This window comes from Fulvivirga lutimaris, from assembly GCF_009711525.1.
GTDB classification, from domain to species: Bacteria; Bacteroidota; Bacteroidia; order Cytophagales; family Cyclobacteriaceae; genus Fulvivirga; species Fulvivirga lutimaris.
On the sequence record NZ_SMLV01000355.1, the window covers coordinates 1 to 18638 of the forward strand.

At 37.3% G+C, this 18638-nt stretch carries 17 protein-coding genes; 3 read left to right on the forward strand and 14 right to left on the reverse strand.

What is annotated here, in order from left to right:
• From porL to E1140_RS08895, 6 genes are all read right to left on the reverse strand, one after another.
• A partial coding sequence (porL, locus tag E1140_RS08870; protein ID WP_155181958.1) for a type IX secretion system motor protein PorL/GldL occupies positions 1-792 on the reverse strand: 792 nt, incomplete at its 3' end.
• Between the two features lie 61 nt (positions 793-853).
• Positions 854-1930, reverse strand: coding sequence for a T9SS ring complex lipoprotein PorK/GldK (gene porK / locus E1140_RS08875; protein WP_155181962.1), 1077 nt, complete (start codon positions 1928-1930; stop codon positions 854-856).
• Between the two features lie 188 nt (positions 1931-2118).
• On the reverse strand, positions 2119-3081 hold the full coding sequence (locus E1140_RS08880) for a PorP/SprF family type IX secretion system membrane protein (protein ID WP_155181965.1): 963 nt from the start codon (positions 3079-3081) through the stop codon (positions 2119-2121).
• A gap of 115 nt (positions 3082-3196) precedes the next feature.
• Positions 3197-3973 carry a uroporphyrinogen-III synthase gene (locus E1140_RS08885; protein WP_155181967.1) on the reverse strand — a complete coding sequence of 259 codons (777 nt, stop codon included), beginning with the start codon at positions 3971-3973 and terminating at the stop codon, positions 3197-3199.
• A gap of 26 nt (positions 3974-3999) precedes the next feature.
• The gene (locus E1140_RS08890; protein WP_155181970.1) at positions 4000-5124 is read right to left on the reverse strand and encodes a DUF4271 domain-containing protein; all 1125 of its coding nucleotides are present in this window, start codon (positions 5122-5124) and stop codon (positions 4000-4002) included.
• A gap of 26 nt (positions 5125-5150) precedes the next feature.
• The gene (locus tag E1140_RS08895) at positions 5151-6920 is read right to left on the reverse strand and encodes a BamA/TamA family outer membrane protein (RefSeq protein WP_155181973.1); all 1770 of its coding nucleotides are present in this window, start codon (positions 6918-6920) and stop codon (positions 5151-5153) included.
• Here E1140_RS08895 and hemW point away from each other — a divergent pair.
• Genes hemW through E1140_RS08910 form a run of 3 tightly spaced genes read left to right on the forward strand, consistent with a single transcriptional unit; the run spans position 6900 to position 9187 of the window.
• On the forward strand, positions 6900-8015 hold the full coding sequence (gene hemW / locus E1140_RS08900) for a radical SAM family heme chaperone HemW (RefSeq protein ID WP_155181976.1): 1116 nt from the start codon (positions 6900-6902) through the stop codon (positions 8013-8015). The genes E1140_RS08895 and hemW overlap by 21 nt on opposite strands.
• 1 nt (position 8016) lies before the next feature.
• Entirely contained in the window at positions 8017-8769 is a 753-nt protein-coding gene (locus E1140_RS08905; protein ID WP_155181979.1) for a cyclase family protein, read from the forward strand.
• A 40-nt stretch (positions 8770-8809) separates the two neighbouring features.
• A complete protein-coding gene (locus tag E1140_RS08910) occupies positions 8810-9187 on the forward strand; it encodes a hypothetical protein (protein ID WP_155181982.1) in 378 nt (125 codons plus the stop codon).
• On the opposite strand, the gene E1140_RS08915 is transcribed toward E1140_RS08910, so the two are convergent.
• From E1140_RS08915 to arsM, 8 genes are all read right to left on the reverse strand, one after another.
• A complete protein-coding gene (locus tag E1140_RS08915; protein WP_155181985.1) occupies positions 9188-9907 on the reverse strand; it encodes a LytR/AlgR family response regulator transcription factor in 720 nt (239 codons plus the stop codon).
• Positions 9888-10943 carry a sensor histidine kinase gene (locus E1140_RS08920; protein WP_246202748.1) on the reverse strand — a complete coding sequence of 352 codons (1056 nt, stop codon included), beginning with the start codon at positions 10941-10943 and terminating at the stop codon, positions 9888-9890. The genes E1140_RS08915 and E1140_RS08920 overlap by 20 nt, the downstream gene beginning before the upstream one ends.
• A gap of 91 nt (positions 10944-11034) precedes the next feature.
• On the reverse strand, positions 11035-11277 hold the full coding sequence (locus E1140_RS08925; protein WP_155181989.1) for a hypothetical protein: 243 nt from the start codon (positions 11275-11277) through the stop codon (positions 11035-11037).
• Complete coding sequence (locus E1140_RS08930) at positions 11277-12563, reverse strand: NAD(P)/FAD-dependent oxidoreductase (RefSeq protein WP_155181991.1); 1287 nt, start codon at positions 12561-12563, stop codon at positions 11277-11279. Before E1140_RS08930 ends, E1140_RS08925 begins: the two co-directional genes overlap by 1 nt.
• 242 nt (positions 12564-12805) lie before the next feature.
• The gene (locus tag E1140_RS08935) at positions 12806-13669 is read right to left on the reverse strand and encodes a substrate-binding periplasmic protein (protein ID WP_155181994.1); all 864 of its coding nucleotides are present in this window, start codon (positions 13667-13669) and stop codon (positions 12806-12808) included.
• A gap of 79 nt (positions 13670-13748) precedes the next feature.
• On the reverse strand, positions 13749-16604 hold the full coding sequence (gene uvrA, locus E1140_RS08940) for an excinuclease ABC subunit UvrA (RefSeq protein ID WP_155181997.1): 2856 nt from the start codon (positions 16602-16604) through the stop codon (positions 13749-13751).
• Positions 16605-16701: 97 nt separating this feature from the next.
• The gene (locus E1140_RS08945; RefSeq protein WP_155182001.1) at positions 16702-17583 is read right to left on the reverse strand and encodes an aldo/keto reductase; all 882 of its coding nucleotides are present in this window, start codon (positions 17581-17583) and stop codon (positions 16702-16704) included.
• 34 nt (positions 17584-17617) lie between these two features.
• Entirely contained in the window at positions 17618-18589 is a 972-nt protein-coding gene (gene arsM / locus E1140_RS08950; protein WP_155182004.1) for an arsenosugar biosynthesis arsenite methyltransferase ArsM, read from the reverse strand.
• Positions 18590-18638: the final 49 nt, after the last annotated feature.

The window sequence follows — 18638 nt, forward strand, 5'->3', positions numbered from 1 at the left end:
CATATTGCCGTATACATTATTAAGAGATGTTAAATTACCAGTAAGTTTATCCAACTCACTTGCAAAACGCTTGGTATTTTCACCAGCACTTGTCATTCCTTCAAGAGCCTGAGCCATATTCGTGTAAAACTTGTTCATAGCTTTCACGTGACTGTCAGAATCCTTTAACTCCATTTCGTAAACTGCATTCAATGCACCAAGATTTTTGGTAACGTTTTGAATTTGAGAGTGATATTCTTTTGCGTCTTTAGATGCATTTGCCATTTCTACCATTGCATTAGCAGTAGTAGCATATGATTTATTCATTTCTAATAATGAGTGAGAGGCGGTTTTTACATTTTTAGCGTAATCATTAGTAGCTACTGCAGCATCAGCAAGATTCGACATTTTAGAAGCTGACTCAGCCATATTTCTCATACCTTTTCCAAGGCTATCGATCAATTCCGGGCCAATTTTAGCTTTCTCTAACATCTTATCAATTTCTTGAGATGGTGAAGCACCAGATGCAGCTTTGTTTGAAATTCTAGGTGCAGCAGTAGGTCCATCATAGTCTTCAGCTAATTCAGGATATACTTTTGACCAATCTGGTTCAGCGTGTGGTGGCTCAAATGCACTTAAGAAGAAAATTCCAGCTTCCACAGATAAACCAATCATAAGCATTTCATTGGCACCAGGAAGGTGAAGTATTTTAAATAATGCACCGATAATTACAACGGCAGCACCTATACCATATACCTTAGGCATAATGGTCTTATACATAAGTTCTGCAAATCCGCCTTTCTTTTTACTCATTGTCTTAAGGTTTTAATTTAATACTAGTTAAGTTTAATCTAATTGGTTGATAAAATCAAATTTAAAATTCAGCTCCTGATGATCTACCTAAGTGAGTCATAGCATTTCTGAATCCTATATATGCTCTAGTTGAATCTTTAAATTCGAATGTTCTTGTTCCTGTCTCTAAATAGTAAGCCACATCTTTCCATGACCCTCCTCTAATTACCTTCTTAGGTATAATGTCAGGATTATATTTAGGATGATTTGGATCAGTTCTTTTCTCAATATATTGAGGGTTCAAATCCCATACTAAAGGAACAGATGCCGGATTGAAGTCATCAAGACACCATTCAGATACATTTCCAGCCATGTCATACAATCCATAATCATTAGCAAAATAAGAAGCTACAGGTGCTGCGTAAGCAAAACCGTCATCGTAGAAGTTACCTCTACCCGGCTTAAAGTTCGCTAGCATACAACCTTTCGAGTTTCTTATGTATGGATTACCCCAAGGATACTTAGCCATATCTCTACCACCTCTTGCAGCATATTCCCACTCAGCCTCATTAGGAAGACGGAATGAAGGCATTGGCACTTCTCCAACACTTCTTCTATAGTCAGCCCAGTATGCAGTTCTCCACTCAGAGAAATAAACCGCAGCTTCCCAGTCAACACCAACAACAGGATAGTCATCATAACCAGGATGCCAGTAATAATAATCCATAACAGGATCACCCATATGGTGAGCAAAATCCTTAACCCATACTGTAGTATCAGGATAATAGTCAGACATGATTTTGTCCTCTCCCAATACACTTATAGAGTCTTGCATCAATAAATCAATAAATTGACGGTACTCATTATTAGTAATTTCGGTATCATCCATATAGAACTGACCGATAGTAATTTGCTTGTTGAAGTTTATTTGTGTTGAAGCAGGATCTTCATCTGCCTGTCCCATGTGAAAGGTACCAGCAGGAATAGGCATCATTCCATACGGCTGCACCATCACCCAACCTTCACGGCCAGGTACACCTACCAACTCCCCTTGGTCACCACCGCCTCCGCCACCTAGGCCGAGAAGACCACAACCTCCCAATAATGCTGATGATAACAACACCAACGAATAGAAGAATCTCCTAATTAGTATACGCATAACACTTTATCTTTAATCCTTTAACTACCATTCAGTTAAAGCCAACCAGTTTAGTTCAAATTTCAAAGTGGAAATATATAAAAAAAAATCTATTTAAAATCTTTGATTAAGGATTTTCAGCCTTCGAAAATTTAAAATTTATTTTACAAATTGTATAATTTATTACTAAATCCAAAATTTTTCATTTGTTAATGTCTAAACCTTGGAGTTCGTACTACCTTCTTACCAGTTCCAGGGTTAACAGGCAATTGATAACTTAACAACACTTCATGTGTTGTTGCCTGTTTCGCATCCTGATCCTTGATCACATAACCGAAGGAATAGCCAAAGCTCAACGACTTATCCTTCAAAAAATTGTATCCCAATAAAATATTCACGTCATCCCCTTGTCTAAAGGATGCGCCACCCCACATGGTGTCTTTATAGTAAGCCAATCCACCGATAATGAAACTATACTCATTAAAGTCAGTTTGAACCATCATAGATGGAGAAAGCTTTAAATCAAAATTAACATTGTGAATATAACCTAAGGTTAAGTATGCATGATTTTCAAGGGCATTTCTAACATTGTTCACTCCAAAATCAAACTCTGACTTTAATACGTGATTAAATGAACCGCCAACATAATACTTCTCTGATCTAAAATACACACCTAACGCCATATCAGGTCTTACCTGAGACTCCTTACCACTTTTGTCTATTAATGCGGGATCATCAGGCTGAATTGCTCTGTATTGGTCATAATCAATAGACTGAGAAAAAACGCCCATTCTTAACCCAAAGCTCAACTTAGAATTCTTAATACCTAAATGATAGGCATAGGACATTTGAACTTCTAGGTTATTTAATGGCCCTAGATTGTCATTAACTATATGAGCTCCAAAACCACTTCTAAACTTATATATAGGAGTGGTAACACTAAACACCTGAGTTTGAGGGGCACCTCCATCATCAAAAGTAGAAGCATAGCCTGCCCACTGCGTTCTATGAAGAAGCGTTATTTGGGTAATTCCTTCCGAACCGGCAAAAGCTGGATTATAATACAACATGTTCTTCATATAGTATGAGAACTGTGCATCTTGTTGAGCCAACGCATGCTGAACGTTAAAAAAATTGGCCCCTAACCATATGTAAAAAATAATTTTGCGCATATAAAAAGTCAAAAGCAGTCTTAAATATAAGATATTTTTGACAATAGATTCAAACAGTTAGCTTTAAAAGGCAAAAAATTAAAGTTAAAATAAAGAAATAGCAATGTTAATTACATTATTTTAAACCATTAGCCTTTTTAATATAGAGTTCAATAGCACCTGTCATGGATGGAGCATTTGGTAAAGGAGCTTCAATATCCAGCTCTAAACCAGCATCTCTTACTGCTTTCGCAGTTGTTGGTCCAAATGCCGCAATTCTGGTAACATTCTGCTTAAATTCAGGAAAGTTAATAAGCAATGAATTAATTCCTGAAGGGCTAAAAAACGCCAGAATATCATAATAAACATTCTCCAGATCACTTAAATCACTCGCCACTGTTCTATATATAATAGCTTCAGAATATTTAAACCCATTCGTATTTAAGAATTCGGGGATATCATCTTTTCTAATATCAGAGCATGGGAATAAATACTTTTCATTCTTATGCTTTTTAAGAATCTCGATCAAATCTTCAGCCGTACGATGACCTGTGAAGATTTTTCTCTTCCTGATAATTATGTACTTCTGAAGATAATTAGCTGTTTGTTCTGAAATACAGAAGTATTTCATATCTGCAGGCATTTCTATTTTTAGCTCCTGACAAATACTAAAAAAATGATCCACTGCATTCCTGCTGGTAAAAATTACCGCAGTATGATTAAGTATATCAATTTTCTGTTTCCTAAACTCCTTAATAGAAACTGGGTCTACCTGAATAAATGGTCTAAAGTCTACCTTTAGATTGTATTTTTCGGCTAGTTTAAAGTAAGGTGAGTTTTCGTCTTGTGGTTTTGGTTGAGAAACCAGGATACTCTTAACTTCGCGCATCCTCTCTTTCACTTGATCTGTCATATCAGCAATCAACGATTTACCTGTTGTTAGAATGATTTATTTATTCCTAAACTCAGAATTATTACAAAAGGGATCAATTCTGTGGCGCAAAGGTATGAAAATAAATGTAGATTTTTAAAAGGTGCTGAGCTCAATAATTTAAGGTAAATAATAACTGAGAGCAGTGTAAGTGAAAATATAGCAGCGATATACATATTGTAATAGGTGGCAGCTTCGAGATGAAAACCCCCTAACTGGAAAAATGTAATTAGCAACAGCACAAAGGAGGCAATCATTAAAAGTAGTCTGGTAAAATTATAAAAATGGCTATTTATAAAGCCTTGTAAACTATATAGACTGGCGAAATAACCTACCACAATGAGTTTCAAAAAAATGGCTCCAAACACAAGCACCGATATTTGCAACCATGACCACATGGCCTGACCAAAACTTGATGGGTGAAATATCTCCATTTGAGGCAATGCCCCAGAAATATTCACAAGCCCAAGAACATTAAACGCTATTACCAAGCTGAGAAAAGCATAAACAAACATGTTACTTGCCACCAAGGGCCTGCTTTTTAATAAGTTTTCATCTAACTCTCTTGGGGAAACAGCTCTGGAAAGTCGAAAATACTCAGAAATCACCTTTGGAAATCTGTTCATTAAAATGGCAAAGAAAACTCCAAGAAGAACCAGCGAAGAAATAAGGAAGTTAAAAAAAGAGTCACTTGATCTAGGGTTAACTACCACTACATCGTCTTTTAACGGATCCAAATTACCATTGATAACCTTATAAGCTCCTGTAGATAATAGATAAGGGTTCAGAGTCTTTGAATAAATTGAAAGAGACACAATATATTGTTCCCCTCCCAATTCATGAAAATCAAGATCCATCTTATCAGAAAAAACATCTATCAACCTTCCGTTAACGAAAAGTGAAATCTCCTGCGATGATTGAATTGATAATAAGGCATCTTCATAATCACGCTTATCTATATTTAGTGTAACAATATTCCCCTTGAAGTCCGATTTTCTAACAAGTGGTAGTTGTTTATCACCATCAAAAAAATACCACTCTTTACTGAAGTCTTTAACCAAAACAGTATCGGTCTGAGAAAAGGCACTTTCAGAAAAGGTGAGTAAAATGATAATGTAAAGTAAAACTCTCAATGGCTACTAATTTGGCTTCTAAGTTATCAGAATCTGGCTACATAACCGAAATGAAATTTGGAGAGATTTAAATCAAGCTCCTGATCTACAGATTTTCCAAGCGCATAGGCCAGGTTAAGCTGGCCAGTATTCATTTGTAAGGCAAGACCTAGACCTATACCCAGAGGTTGGTCTTCTTGGCTCAATTCTAAGATTGAGTTCTTAAGAATAGCCTGATCATAAAACATGAATATGTAAGAATTGCTTTGGAAATGAAGTTGCAGCTCCATATTTGAAATAGCCGCTTCAGATGCAAAAAAGAAGTTTTCATTAAACCCTCTAATTGTTTTCAAGCCACCAACCCGCATCAGGTCATTCTTAAACAGATAGTCATTAAATATTCTTGAATATGATATTCCATTATACAAAACAAAATACTTTCCCATCCATAGTGAGTTTGTAATTCTACCTTTAACTAAATATTGAATACTCCTTTCCTCTATTGCATCCTTAACCCCTGCATCAAGATTCCTGTTTTCTCCGATTGCCTTATTGCCAATTGCCACTTCTGATTGAAAGCCTAACCCTCGTTTCTTCAGGCCCCTTATGGGCCATTTATTGTATCGGTACCTTAGACCATAATAGTCCAAATTAATATCTGCCAGATCGTTATCTATAACTTCATTGGTTAGAACAGACATATTTCTATTCCGGTAGAAAATAGATAAAGAACCTTTAGCCTGTTTCATGTTAAAGCCAAGCTCAGCTTCACGGTTTAGAAATAAGGTATCCTCTTTTAGTAGGTTAAAGTTTGCTTCAAAGTTGATGGCCGATTTGAAAATGTTTGGTTGGAAATATTGGGCCTCCAAAGTTTGTGACCTGGCTTTTAAGCTTTGCCATTGAAGGCCTAACCTTTTTCCAGAACTAAAAATATTATCCAGAGACAAGTCCAACTGACCTGTAATCAACAGCCTTCCATCCTCTTGCTCATTAGGTAGAAAACCTACAATACCATCTATATAGTTTGATTTTACATCAGAAAGCTCTAGATGAACAATTCCTTCTTCATTTTGAAATGTGACAACAGGCACAGACTCAAGATTAAGAAATGTAAGTTCTGATATTCTTAAACCAATTTCATCTACCTTTTTTTGGTTGAAAAACTCACCTTGCCTGATGCCCAAATAAGCTGAAAGCCATGATTTTTTCACTTTTTGAGTGCCCATTATTGAAATAGAATCAAAACGAATTTCAGGACCAGAGTAATAATTTAAAACAGCTGATATTTCGTCAGTTTGTATTTGGACAGAATCAAGCTTAATCGCAGCAAAAGGAAGCCCAGAATTCTGACTTTCACCGAGCACTCGTTGAAATAATTTATTTAATTCAGTTACTCTGAAAGGTTTGTCCGTAAAGAACCGCTGCCGAAAACCTGATTTGGATAAAATGAGCTCTGGAACATTGCCTTTCTTTAAAGCAGCCCAGTCATATCTAACCCCCGGATTCACTATCACCTCAAAACCCGTTGTATTTCTATTGATACTGTAACTGGCCAATAAATTGCCGCTGGTACGATATAACTGAATAATATCATTCAGTTCATAAACCAACCGAGATGAATCTTCAATTGCCTTTAGGTTTTCAATATCTTTAGTAAACTGAGCGCCTTCCCCCTCAAAATGAATGATATTATGCTGGGCACATAATAGCTCAGCATTTAGAAAAAACAATAATATTAAAAGGAAATGCTTTGGCAAGAATTGAAGTATTTTTGAAGTCAACCCAAATGTAATCACTTGGCAGGTATATATATTCATATTCCTTTTTGTAAGCAGGCATGTCATTATTGTGACTTTCACTTCAGTACTAATTTAAAAAATAAGCAATTGATGATTGAAGCCATTAAGCAGGAATTAGTGCTTCAAAAGAATTACTTAAATGAACCCATACATACAATATATTTTGGAGGTGGTACACCATCAATGTTAGAAGCCTCAGAGCTTAATGACATATTAGACACCCTTTCTGCTAATTATAATGTAACAGCTCGCCCAGAAATAACATTAGAGGCCAACCCTGATGATCTATCTGAAAGGCAACTTGAAGCATTGAAATCAATAGGAATCAATAGGTTAAGTATAGGAATCCAGTCCTTTGATGATGAAGTTTTGAAATTTCTAAATCGAGCTCATAACAGAGTGCAGGCCTTAGATTGTATGGAACATGCAAGAAATGCAGGTTTCGAAAATATCAGTATTGACCTTATCTATGGAATTCCAAACAGGGATCATAAAAAATGGCTAGAGGACTTGGATAAAGTAATTGCAATGAATCCAGAACATATTTCGGCCTACTGCCTAACCATTGAGCCTCAGACAGCCTTTGGGAAATGGGCCAAAAAAGGACAATTAAAACCTGTTGAAGATGACTATTCTGCAGCACAATTTGATACCATGATAAGTATGCTCAACCAACATGGTTTTGAGCAGTATGAAGTTTCTAACTTTTGTCGAGATGGATTTTATTCTAATCATAACACTTCCTATTGGCAGCAGAAAGCTTATTTAGGGATTGGCCCGGGCGCTCACTCTTATAACCTGGAAAGCAGACAGTATAACATTCGTAATAATCAGAAATATATTAATTCATTAGCTGAGGGCACTATACCTTATGACATTGAGTATTTGTCAAAAAATGATATTATCAATGATTACATATTAACTGCCATCAGAACCAAGTGGGGTATTAATCTCAAAAAGCTAGAAGGGTTTGGCTATCGAAATGATACGGATTATATTAATTCACTTTTAACTAATGAGCTGGCATATACTGAGAAGAATAACTTAATATTAACCACTGCAGGAAAACTACTGGCTGATAAAATATCTTCAGACATGTTCTTAATTGACTAAAATGAAAATTGAAATCTTTCACCATCAACAAAAATTTCAAGCTGATCTTAATGAGCCAATAGATATATCTATTCCACTAAAAAATGGAGAAGAAAACCCCAACTGCTACTACGCCTCGGATGTAGAGTTTAAGACAATAAAAAGTGGTGACTTTGTGGGTAGTGTTGCCCTCGGAGGATCTGTTAATTATAAGGAAGTACGATTAACCCCGCATGGCAATGGCACCCATACCGAATCTTTTGGGCATTTAAGCGCTGATGAATCAGATAATATAAATACCCTTTTATCTTCATTTCATTTTATAGCTGAGCTAATCACTTTAGATATTTCTCAATCCGGAGAAGATCAGTTGCTGAAATTTGAAGATTATTTGAAAAAGAGGAAATTCAAGACCGATGCCGTTATTATCAGGAGCTCACCTAATGATAAAAGCAAACTAACCAGAAAATATTCGGGTACGAATCCACCTTATCTTGACCATCGGATTGCTGAAAAGCTTAAAGAGGAAAACGTGAAGCATCTGCTTATTGATTTACCCTCTTTAGATAAAGAGGTTGATGGCGGTGCACTGCTCGCTCATCGGGCTTTTTGGAATATACCTGAAGGAATAAGGAAGTCGTGCACGGTAACTGAATTAATATATGTTGATGACAGTATTGAAGATGGCCTTTATTTACTTAACCTTCAGGTACTTAATATGGAAATAGACGCCAGCCCAAGCAGACCTGTGCTCTATAATTTAAAACCCCTATAAAATTCTTCGTTTTTAAAAAAATTGGAATAATTTAGAGTTTATGACCAGCGAAGAAAAGAAAGCCTACTTACTACTAAAGTCAGTCATTTTTCATTATCATGGCTTAGATGATGATGAAAGAGAGAATTTAGATGCTACGGCTGATGAACTTGATGGTCATGAGGAGCTGGAGTGGGCAAATGAATTCATCGCAAAGGATTATTTCAACTCATTTGAAAGAGCCCGAGAATATCTTAACGATGTGGTTGGTGATTATCCCAAGGAAAAAAGGGTCATGTACATCGATATGGTTTGGCAGGCTAACAATCTAAAAGGCTATGTTACCGAGTTGGAAGCCACAGCAATGCTTAAATTAGCTAAAGACTGGAATGTGGAAGCCGAACTAATTGAGTTTATCAAAAAGCTTTCTCAGGGCTAATTATAAACTCATCATGTCTTTGAACTTCGCTGCCTGACGTCTGCTTACTTCCACTTTATCGCCACCTTTTAGTCTTACCATCAAGCCACCGTTAAACCACGGCTCAATGCTTTCAACCCAGCTTAAATTTATAATATGCTTTCGGCTAGCGCGGAAGAAACTTCTTGTATCAAGTTTTTCATCTAAAGCATTTAGTGATTTATGAATCATTGGTCTGTTGTTGTCAAAGTAAACTTTGATATAATTCCCATCAGATTCAAAAACCCTGATATTGGAAAGGCTTACAAACCAACATCTATCGCCATCTTTAACAAACACCTGATCTTCCAAACCTAATTTCTTCTCTGTTGTCTCTACTGGTTTTGGTTTGGCTGTTGCTTCAGGCAGTTTAGATATACTATCCTTCAATCTATCTTCCTGAATAGGTTTAAGCAAGTAGTCTAGAGCATTTACTTCAAATGCCTTTAAAGCAAACTCATCATAGGCAGTGGTAAAAATGACTTTGGGCACCTCATCCAACATCTCTAAAAGCTCGAAACCTGTCTTGCCCGGCATCTGAATATCAAGAAAAAGAAGATCTGGAGAAAGCTCATTGATCATTTCATAAGCCTCATCAACATTAGCTGCCTCACCTATTATTTCAATATTATCATATTCCTGAAGTAGCGTGTTTAGTTCCTTTCTTGCTAACCTTTCATCATCAACTATTAGTGCTCTCATATTTATTCTGTGGAATGATTAATTCTGTTAAAACTACGTTAGGCGACTCGTTGAAAATTTGAAGAGACGCATTATCACCAAAAAGCAATTCCAATCTTTGTCGCGTGTTCTTCAAACCTAGTCCTGGTTTATTTCTAGAGGTACCGTTAAGCTTAAAGATACCACTATTTCTAATTTGTATCTTAAATTTATCTTCTTCTACGATGGTTTTCAAATTTATGCTACCTCCTTCCTTCAATTTTGAAATACCATGTTTCACCCCATTCTCAACTAAAGTCTGAAGCATTAACGGTGGTACAAAAAACATGTTGGAGTCAGGATGTATATCAAAACTCGTTTTCAGTCTTTCTTCAAATCTTATGGTTTCAAGACCTAAGTAATCTTTAACTATCTTGAGCTCCTCATCAAATCTGGTAACTGTCTTTTTATCTGAAACCAACGAGTTACGTAGGATATTACTCAGCTGAGTTATAGAGTGCTTTGACTTCTTTGGATTTTCATCAACTAAAGCTCTGATACTATTTAATGCATTAAATATAAAGTGTGGGTTAAGCTGAGACCTCAAGTTATTAAGCTCAATCTCGTTAATGGCCGCCTGATGCTTTAGTGAAATATTATAGCGCTCAAAATAGTGGTAAATAAAATATAAGACTGACCAGAGAAAGAAGATCAACGCATAAACTGAAGATAGACCTAACAGGTTAGAAAAACTCCACGCAATAGTTGGGCTATACATACCAAGTGGCACCGAAATCAGCATCCTTAGCACGTAAACAGCAACTGCAAGCACAAACACAGACACCACAATGCGTGGAATCAGACTGGCCATATTAAGTGCCAGCCAATTTTTAGCAATTACGAAGTTTCTAAATAAGTGAGTGCTTATTAGAAAAACCAAGGCCTCCAGAACCCAAAAAGAAATCTGAAAGGCAGATATCTTATTATCGCCAAACAGCAAGAAGCCTAAGGTCTGCACGAATGCAAAAGCAAACCAACCTCCAATCTGCAATGACCAATATAGTTTGAGCTTATTCAAAGTTTCTCCTAATCAAATGTTAAAATTAGGTAAAAACCGTCTAGCAGGTAATTATTTTTTTATCAATGGGATAAATAGAATTTTGAAGGGGTTAATAATCCGTTCGAGCCAGAAAGAGCAACAAAAAGCCCGCAATGAAAATGAGCACCCAGGAAAGAATAGTCATTAGTTTTTTGTGATCAGGAAAAACCTCATTCTTAATCATACCCATAACAACAAACGCCAGGCCTGCCGAAATGTAAAGCGCAAACTCCCAGTATTCAGTTATGAATAATTGATAGCCTGAAAAGGCGATCATGATAAGTCCAATTATATACTGACTGTTCTTGGCCATTATTCTTTCTTATTTTTCGGGACAAACTTACGAATGATCAGTCGTGTGCCTTTGTCATAAGTAAAATAATTCCACACCCAGTTGCTAAAAACTATAAGCCTGTTTCTAAATCCAATAATTGATATAAGGTGAATAAACATCCAAATAAGCCATGCAAAAAAGCCCCCGAATCGTAAATTACCAGGAAGGTCTACTACAGCTTTATTTCTACCAACAGTTGCCATTGAACCCTTATCCATATACTTAAAAGGCTGCAGTTCCTTTCCTGCAAGCAGTTTTTTAAAATTTTTGGCTAAATGATCCCCCTGCTGAATAGCCACTGGCGCCAGCATAGGAAAACCTTTTTCATACCCCTCTCCCTTCATCAAGGCAATATCTCCAATTGCAAAAATGTCTTTGGCACCTTCCAACTGATTAAAATGATCAACCAATAGACGACCTCTTTCAACCACCGTTGATGGAAGTCCTTCAGGGAAATTTCCTTCAACACCAGCCGCCCAAATTAAGGTATGTGTTTTAATTTCTTTGCCGTTGTTGAGTTTGGCAACAGTACCATCATAAGACTCTACCAGCGTATTCAACTGAACATTAACATCAAACTTCTTCAGGTACTTCAAAGCTTTGTTTGAGGCAAATTCAGACATCCCACCAAGTAATCTGCTAGAACCTTCAAGCAGAGTAATATGCATCTGATCAAAATCCAGCTCAGGATAATCTTTAGGTAAGATGTTTTTTTTCAGTTCTCCCAACGCCCCAGAAACCTCCACACCAGTTGGCCCACCTCCAACAACAGCAATGTTCATTCTGGAATTTATCTCCTCCTTGTCATTTGATATTGTGGCCGCCTCAAAATTCTGCAGGATATGACTTCTTAAATCGAGCGCCTGCGGAATCTGCTTTAATGGAAAGGCATTTTGCATTATAGATTGATTACCATAGTAACTCGTTTTCGAGCCTGTGGCTATCACCAGATAATCATAATCCAATGGTCCAATCTCTGTCTCAATGATTTTTTCTTCGGGGTTGATTTTGTAAACCTCACCCATTCTAAAAAAGAAGTTCTTAACAGGTTCCAGCTGCTTTCTTAGCGGATCAGCAATTGAGTCAGGCTCCAGGCCTGCCGTTGCCACCTGGTAGAGGAGTGGTTGAAATGTGTGATAATTATTCCTATCAAAAAGAACAATTTGAACAGGGAGGCTTTTTAATTTTTTGACGAGCTTAACTCCGGCAAAGCCTCCGCCTATAATAATAATTCTTGGGTTTGATGATTTAGGAACTGGTACCATTTACTTGCACTTTTTTGGTTCAATTCACCTTTTTGTTTGGCGATGTTAAGTTACATGCAAGTGATGTGAATGTATTGAAAATCAGGAAAATATATTCGGTAATATAAGGAACTCTTTTTTTAGTTTTAAGCTTTATACTATTACATCATTAATTCATAGTTGATGAGTTTTAAGGTTTTGGTTTGATAATAAAAATGCCGCTGATCAGCGGCATTTTTATTATCTCTTATCGTAACATCCTTCTACTTCAAAGTATCGAAGAATTTCATGGCCGACTGACCTAAATTGTTAGATATAATCTTTTTGTATTCAACACTTTCAAGAAATCCACCATTCATAAACTCTGCAAGGATAGGAGACCAGTCATTAGATTTAGGCATAATAATTCCGAACTCCTCAGTTTTGTCATCTCCACCTGGGTGTCTTTTTACTGACTTCCTATTTTGAATTGCCTCAAAGTAATAGGTGAAATCTACATTGGTAAATTTCTTCGAATCTGCAGCAATCGCATCCATAGCCTTAGCGAAAGAAGGTACATATTCAATTTTCATAGAAGGGAAATATTGCTTCTTAATATCAAGAATTCGCTTTTCATTAGTTGAATTTTTTATGGTTACAGCAGTCATGCCTGCAAATTTTGATGATATATCAGATAGCTGCGTCATGGTTGGTACGTTGCTATTTGTCAAGATCATACCAATATTGGTAATATAGGCTGGGCTGAAATTATAAATACTTTTTCTGGCCGTGGTTATGGTGGTATTACTCAGTCCGAATACACCTCCCTTTGAATTTTTTACTTCATCCAAAAATTTTGTGAAATCATTAGGATTCTTGGCATTGTAACTCATCGAAACCTTGATGCCATGCTTTTCCTGAACATACTCCTGAAATTTCGTCATGATATCAACGCAGATACCAGTCATTTGACCAGAGGCATTTTTTGACGCGAAGCCTGGTGCCTCTGAATAGGTTAAAACCCATTTGGCTGACTTAGATGCTTTGGCAGCGGCAAAGGTGTCTCCCTGACTTTGGGCTGTAGCCATTGAGGAAAAAACAAGCAGTAATGTTACCGCTGAACATAGTTTAAAAAGTGATTTAAGCATGATGTTAACTTTTTAATAAAAATGAAATCTATAAAAAAATATTAAACATCGTAACAAAAAGGCAAAAGTAGGGCGATTTTTAGGCCAATTCTTTAGCTAAAAAACGTGCTGTGTAACTATTTTTATTTTTAATTATCTGTTCTGGCGACCCAGAACAAACTATTTTACCACCACCTGCACCACCTTCTGGGCCAAGATCAATAATATGATCTGCTACTTTAATAACATCCATGTTGTGCTCAATAATCAAGACCGTATTTCCTTTATCTGCTAATGTATTTAGAACATCAAGCAGGTGTTGGATATCCTGGAAGTGTAAGCCGGTAGTTGGCTCATCAAGAATATATAGCGTTTTACCAGTGTCCTTTTTAGACAACTCAGTAGAGAGTTTCACACGTTGAGCTTCCCCTCCAGACAGTGTAGTAGCATGCTGCCCAAGTGAGATGTAATCAAGGCCAACTTCATGAAGTGTCTTTATTTTGCGAACAATTTTAGGAAGGTGTTCAAAGAAATGAACTGCCTCTTCAACAGTCATCTCTAGCACGTCAGATATTGACTTACCTTTATATCTAACTTCTAAGGTCTCGCGGTTATACCTTTTCCCTTTGCAGGTTTCACAAGGAATGTGAACATCAGGCAAAAAGTCCATTTCTATAAGTCTCAGTCCAGCGCCTTCACAAGTCTCACAGCGGCCACCTTTCACATTAAATGAAAATCTGCCTGGCTTGTAGCCACGGATTTTTGCTTCTGGCAAATCGGAAAATAAAGATCTTATATCTGTAAACACTCCGGTGTATGTAGCCGGGTTAGAACGTGGAGTACGGCCAATGGGCGATTGATCCACCTCAATAACTTTATCTAAATGCTCAAGGCCTTCCACTTTCTTATACTCAAGAGGCTCGGTTCTGGAGCGGTAAAACTTCTGATTGAGAATGGGGAATAAGGTATCATGAATTAGTGTTGATTTCCCACTTCCTGAGACTCCTGTCACCAATGTGAGTGTTCCTAATGGTATGTCCAGATTTACATTCTTAAGATTATTACCTGCCGCACCTTTTAATTTAAGATGACTACCAGTTCCCTTTCTTCTTTCTTTCGGAACTTCAATTTTTCTGGTACCCTTCAGATACTGGGCTGTCGTGCTATTGAGCTTTAAAAACTCTTCTGGCGTTCCTTGGGCAACCACATGACCTCCGTGGCGACCCGCACCCGGACCAATGTCAATAACATAATCAGATTCCATCATCATTTCCTGATCATGTTCCACAACTATCACAGAGTTGCCCAAATCGCGAAGGTCTTTTAAAGCCTTTATTAATTTGACATTATCTCTCTGATGCAATCCAATACTTGGTTCATCAAGTATATATAAAACCCCAACTAATTGCGTTCCGATTTGGGTAGCAAGTCTGATCCTTTGTGCCTCTCCTCCAGAAAGGGTTTTCAGCGGCCTATTCAAATGCAAGTAATCAAGGCCTACATCTAAAAGAAAGCCTATTCTCTTTCTTATTTCTTTCAGAACTTCTTCAGCAATTCTATTCTGTTTTTCATTCAGTCTGGACTCTAATCCATCAAACCAAGTCCTTAAGGTTTGAATATCAAACAAGGCTAGTTCAGCAATATTCTTATTATCAATAAGGAAATGCAGTGACTCTTTTTTAAGGCGCATACCGTTACACTCGCTGCAAGTTTGAACTATTGTAAAGTCATTCACCCATTGCTGAATCTTTTCCGACCCACCTTCTCGCTGCTTCTCTAAAAAGTGAATAATGCCTTCAAACTTGGTATTCCAGTCCGTACCGGGATACTTAACCGAACTAACTGCAACTGGCACATCATCACCATAAAGTAAAATATGAAGTACCTCTTCAGGTATATTTTTTATTGGAGTAGTGAGATTTACCTTGTTACGTTTTAGTATAGCTTCAATTTTCTTAAAAATCCATATGTCTCTAAACTCACCCAGTGGCAAAATACCTCCTCGGCTAATGCTTAAGTTTCTATCTGGAATTACTGATTCTTCTGTAATATCTTCGGTAACGCCCAACCCATTACACTTTGGACATGCACCATATGGGGAGTTAAATGAGAAGTTGTTAGGTGCTGGTTCGTCATAAGAAATCCCGCTTTTTGGATCCATCAAGTATTTAGAGAAATGATGAATCTCATTATTCTGGTCAAGCAGCATTATCACTCCTTTACCCTCCTTCATAGCAGTACCTAATGATTGACTTATGCGGTACCTGTCATCAGCCTTGGCTATTATCCTGTCAACAACTACTTCTATATCGTGCGTTTTATAACGGTCTGCCTGCATTTTTGGAACAAGCTCCATCATCTCACCATCAACACGAACTTTGGTATATCCTGACTTTCTTACTTGCTGGAAAAGTTCTCGGTAATGACCCTTTCGACCTTTAACAATTGGGGCTAAAATGGTCAGCTTCTGACCATCAAAGTTATTCAGAATGTGATCCAGAATCTGATCTTCTGACTGCCTTATCATCTTCTCGCCCGTAATATAAGAAACCGCTTCACCTGCCCGGGCATAGAGCAGTCTTAGAAAATCATATATTTCTGTTACCGTTCCTACTGTAGATCTTGGATTACGAGAGGTTGTCTTTTGCTCAATGGAGATAACAGGACTTAGGCCATTGATCTTATCAACATCTGGCCTTTCTAAATTTCCGATGAAGGACCGGGCATAGGCAGAAAAGCTCTCCATATACCTTCGCTGACCTTCCGCATAAATAGTGTCAAATGCCAATGAAGACTTACCGCTTCCACTAATACCTGTAATAACTACAAGCTTATTTCTTGGAAAGGTGAGGCTAATATTTTTGAGGTTATGCTCACGTGCACCGATGATTTCTATGGAGTCGTAACCGGTATTGTCAACTGGTTCTTTCTCTAAAACTCCTTGTGATTTTGTCATGCAGATATTAGTGCCTTGTGAAATAAAAACACAAAGTTCGGCCTTTAGTTATTCTTTTACAATTGTAGTGCTGAATGAAAATTCAGCTTAAAAACTTTTAGGCTATTTCTCTACCTCTGGTAATTTCCAGCAACTGAAACCAGTCAGCACTATCCATTGCAATTCCTAATGTTTTTGTGGCTGATTTTACTCTATCAGGATTCATAGTGCCAATAACAGGCACAATAGGGGCTGGATGGTTTTGCAGCCAGCATAGAAGCAGATCTCCTATTGACAGCTCATATTTTTTAGCCAGTGTTTTTACAAGCTCATTTTCCACAATACTCTTTATATGCGTTCCGCCACCCAAGGGCGACCATGCCATCAGGCTGAGTTTGTGTTTTTGAAAATAGTCCAAGGTACCGTCAAACATGACCTCTGAAGCAAACGCTGAAATTTCAATTTGATTGGTAATCAAAGGAACACCGCAGTCATTTTTAATATAGCTAAACTGACTGGGGGTAAAGTTTGAGACTCCAAAATGTTTTACCTTCCCAGCCACCTTTAATTCATCAAATGCTTCGCCAACTTCCCTAGGCTTTATTAGCGGATTTGGCCTGTGGATTAATAATAAGTCCAGATAATCTGTATTTAAACTTTTCAGGCTTCTATTTACAGAGTCAATTATATGGGCTTTAGAAGTATCATATTGCTTTGCGGTATGATCAGGTCTATTTTCAGATATTAGCTTAATGCCACATTTACTAACCAGCTGAATATCTTCTCTCTTAACAGAAGAATTTTTAAACCACTTTCCAAATATGCCTTCACAAGTGTAGCCACCATAAATATCAGCATGGTCAAAGGTTGTTATGCCAGACTCTAAGCCCGACTCTACTAACTTTTCGAACTGGTTTTGTTCAATGGTGTTTACATGCCACATGCCCAAGACAATTGGGGAAATATTAAGTGTTGATCCTGAAAGCCTAATTTTATTCATACATTAAAATTAGAAGCTTTTATCATAAAGACAATTAACAACATCCACCGCCATCATAAAAATGGGTTGACTCAGAAATAAATATATCTTCTCGTTTTAAGGAAGCCAGTGCTCTCGCTGTCTTATCACATACGGATAATGGTTGATTTGGCATAAGCACATGTCCCTTGTGGTCATCAAAGTACTCTTCATCGCCATAATAAATGGCCGTTTTTCCTGTGAATACACATGGCCCATCTTCTGGCATTGGATCTTTTATAGCACACACTTCCACACTCTCTATAAATATATTAGTATCAGTATCGTAATGCTTTGGATCAAGAATTCTATATGGTCGTTTTGCCCTTATTTCAACAGTACCAAAGCCCACATCAGTTATCATTTTAATATAGTCCTTCAATGGCAGTGCTCCACTTAAGCATAATGCTCTAAGTCGTTCATCATTTTGTAAAGCCTCCGGCATGGCCTGATCACAAATTGGATCTGAAAGCACCAACCTGCCATACGGTTTAAGAACACGATACATCTCTGTCAGAGCTTTTTTCAAATCATCTTTAGTGAAAATATTGAAAAGGCAGTTTTGTGCAGCCACATCAATGGTCTCATCCTCAACAGGTAGGTTTAGAGCATCTCCTTTTCGTAAATCAACAAACTCCGATTTAAACCATGAGTTTTGTTTCTCGGCTTCTTTGAAATTCTGACGACTGGCTTCAATCATCTCATCCACTACGTCAAGGCCAACCACACCACCTGATCTTCTGCTAAAATAGGAGAACTGCAAAAGTTCCATTCCACCGCCAACTCCAACATAAAGAATGGTAGGATTATTAACCAAATCTCTGGGATTTACAGTACTACCGCAGCCATAGTTCATATCGAGCATGCGCTTAGGTATCTCTAAATCTGGCAGCTGCCATACTGGAGTGGTTGTGCAGCACAGCCCTACATCAGGTGTTTCAGCCGCCCTTTTATAAACATCTTTAGTAGTTTCTAAATAAGTCTCCATTTATAGTCTATTGATTAATTCTATGTATAATTCAGTTAATTTTTCTTCA

What these genes read in the sequence shown, in the direction of transcription:
- porK (WP_155181962.1), bottom strand. Translation starts at nt 1,930, where the DNA reads ATGCGTATACTAATTAGGAGATTCTTCTATTCGTTGGTGTTGTTATCA.
- E1140_RS08880 (WP_155181965.1), bottom strand. Translation starts at nt 3,081, where the DNA reads ATGCGCAAAATTATTTTTTACATATGGTTAGGGGCCAATTTTTTTAAC.
- E1140_RS08885 (WP_155181967.1), bottom strand. Translation starts at nt 3,973, where the DNA reads ATGACAGATCAAGTGAAAGAGAGGATGCGCGAAGTTAAGAGTATCCTG.
- E1140_RS08895 (WP_155181973.1), bottom strand. Translation starts at nt 6,920, where the DNA reads ATGAATATATATACCTGCCAAGTGATTACATTTGGGTTGACTTCAAAA.
- E1140_RS08905 (WP_155181979.1), top strand. Translation starts at nt 8,017, where the DNA reads ATGAAAATTGAAATCTTTCACCATCAACAAAAATTTCAAGCTGATCTT.
- E1140_RS08910 (WP_155181982.1), top strand. Translation starts at nt 8,810, where the DNA reads ATGACCAGCGAAGAAAAGAAAGCCTACTTACTACTAAAGTCAGTCATT.
- E1140_RS08915 (WP_155181985.1), bottom strand. Translation starts at nt 9,907, where the DNA reads ATGAGAGCACTAATAGTTGATGATGAAAGGTTAGCAAGAAAGGAACTA.
- E1140_RS08925 (WP_155181989.1), bottom strand. Translation starts at nt 11,277, where the DNA reads ATGGCCAAGAACAGTCAGTATATAATTGGACTTATCATGATCGCCTTT.
- E1140_RS08930 (WP_155181991.1), bottom strand. Translation starts at nt 12,563, where the DNA reads ATGGTACCAGTTCCTAAATCATCAAACCCAAGAATTATTATTATAGGC.
- E1140_RS08935 (WP_155181994.1), bottom strand. Translation starts at nt 13,669, where the DNA reads ATGCTTAAATCACTTTTTAAACTATGTTCAGCGGTAACATTACTGCTT.
- uvrA (WP_155181997.1), bottom strand. Translation starts at nt 16,604, where the DNA reads ATGACAAAATCACAAGGAGTTTTAGAGAAAGAACCAGTTGACAATACC.
- E1140_RS08945 (WP_155182001.1), bottom strand. Translation starts at nt 17,583, where the DNA reads ATGAATAAAATTAGGCTTTCAGGATCAACACTTAATATTTCCCCAATT.
- arsM (WP_155182004.1), bottom strand. Translation starts at nt 18,589, where the DNA reads ATGGAGACTTATTTAGAAACTACTAAAGATGTTTATAAAAGGGCGGCT.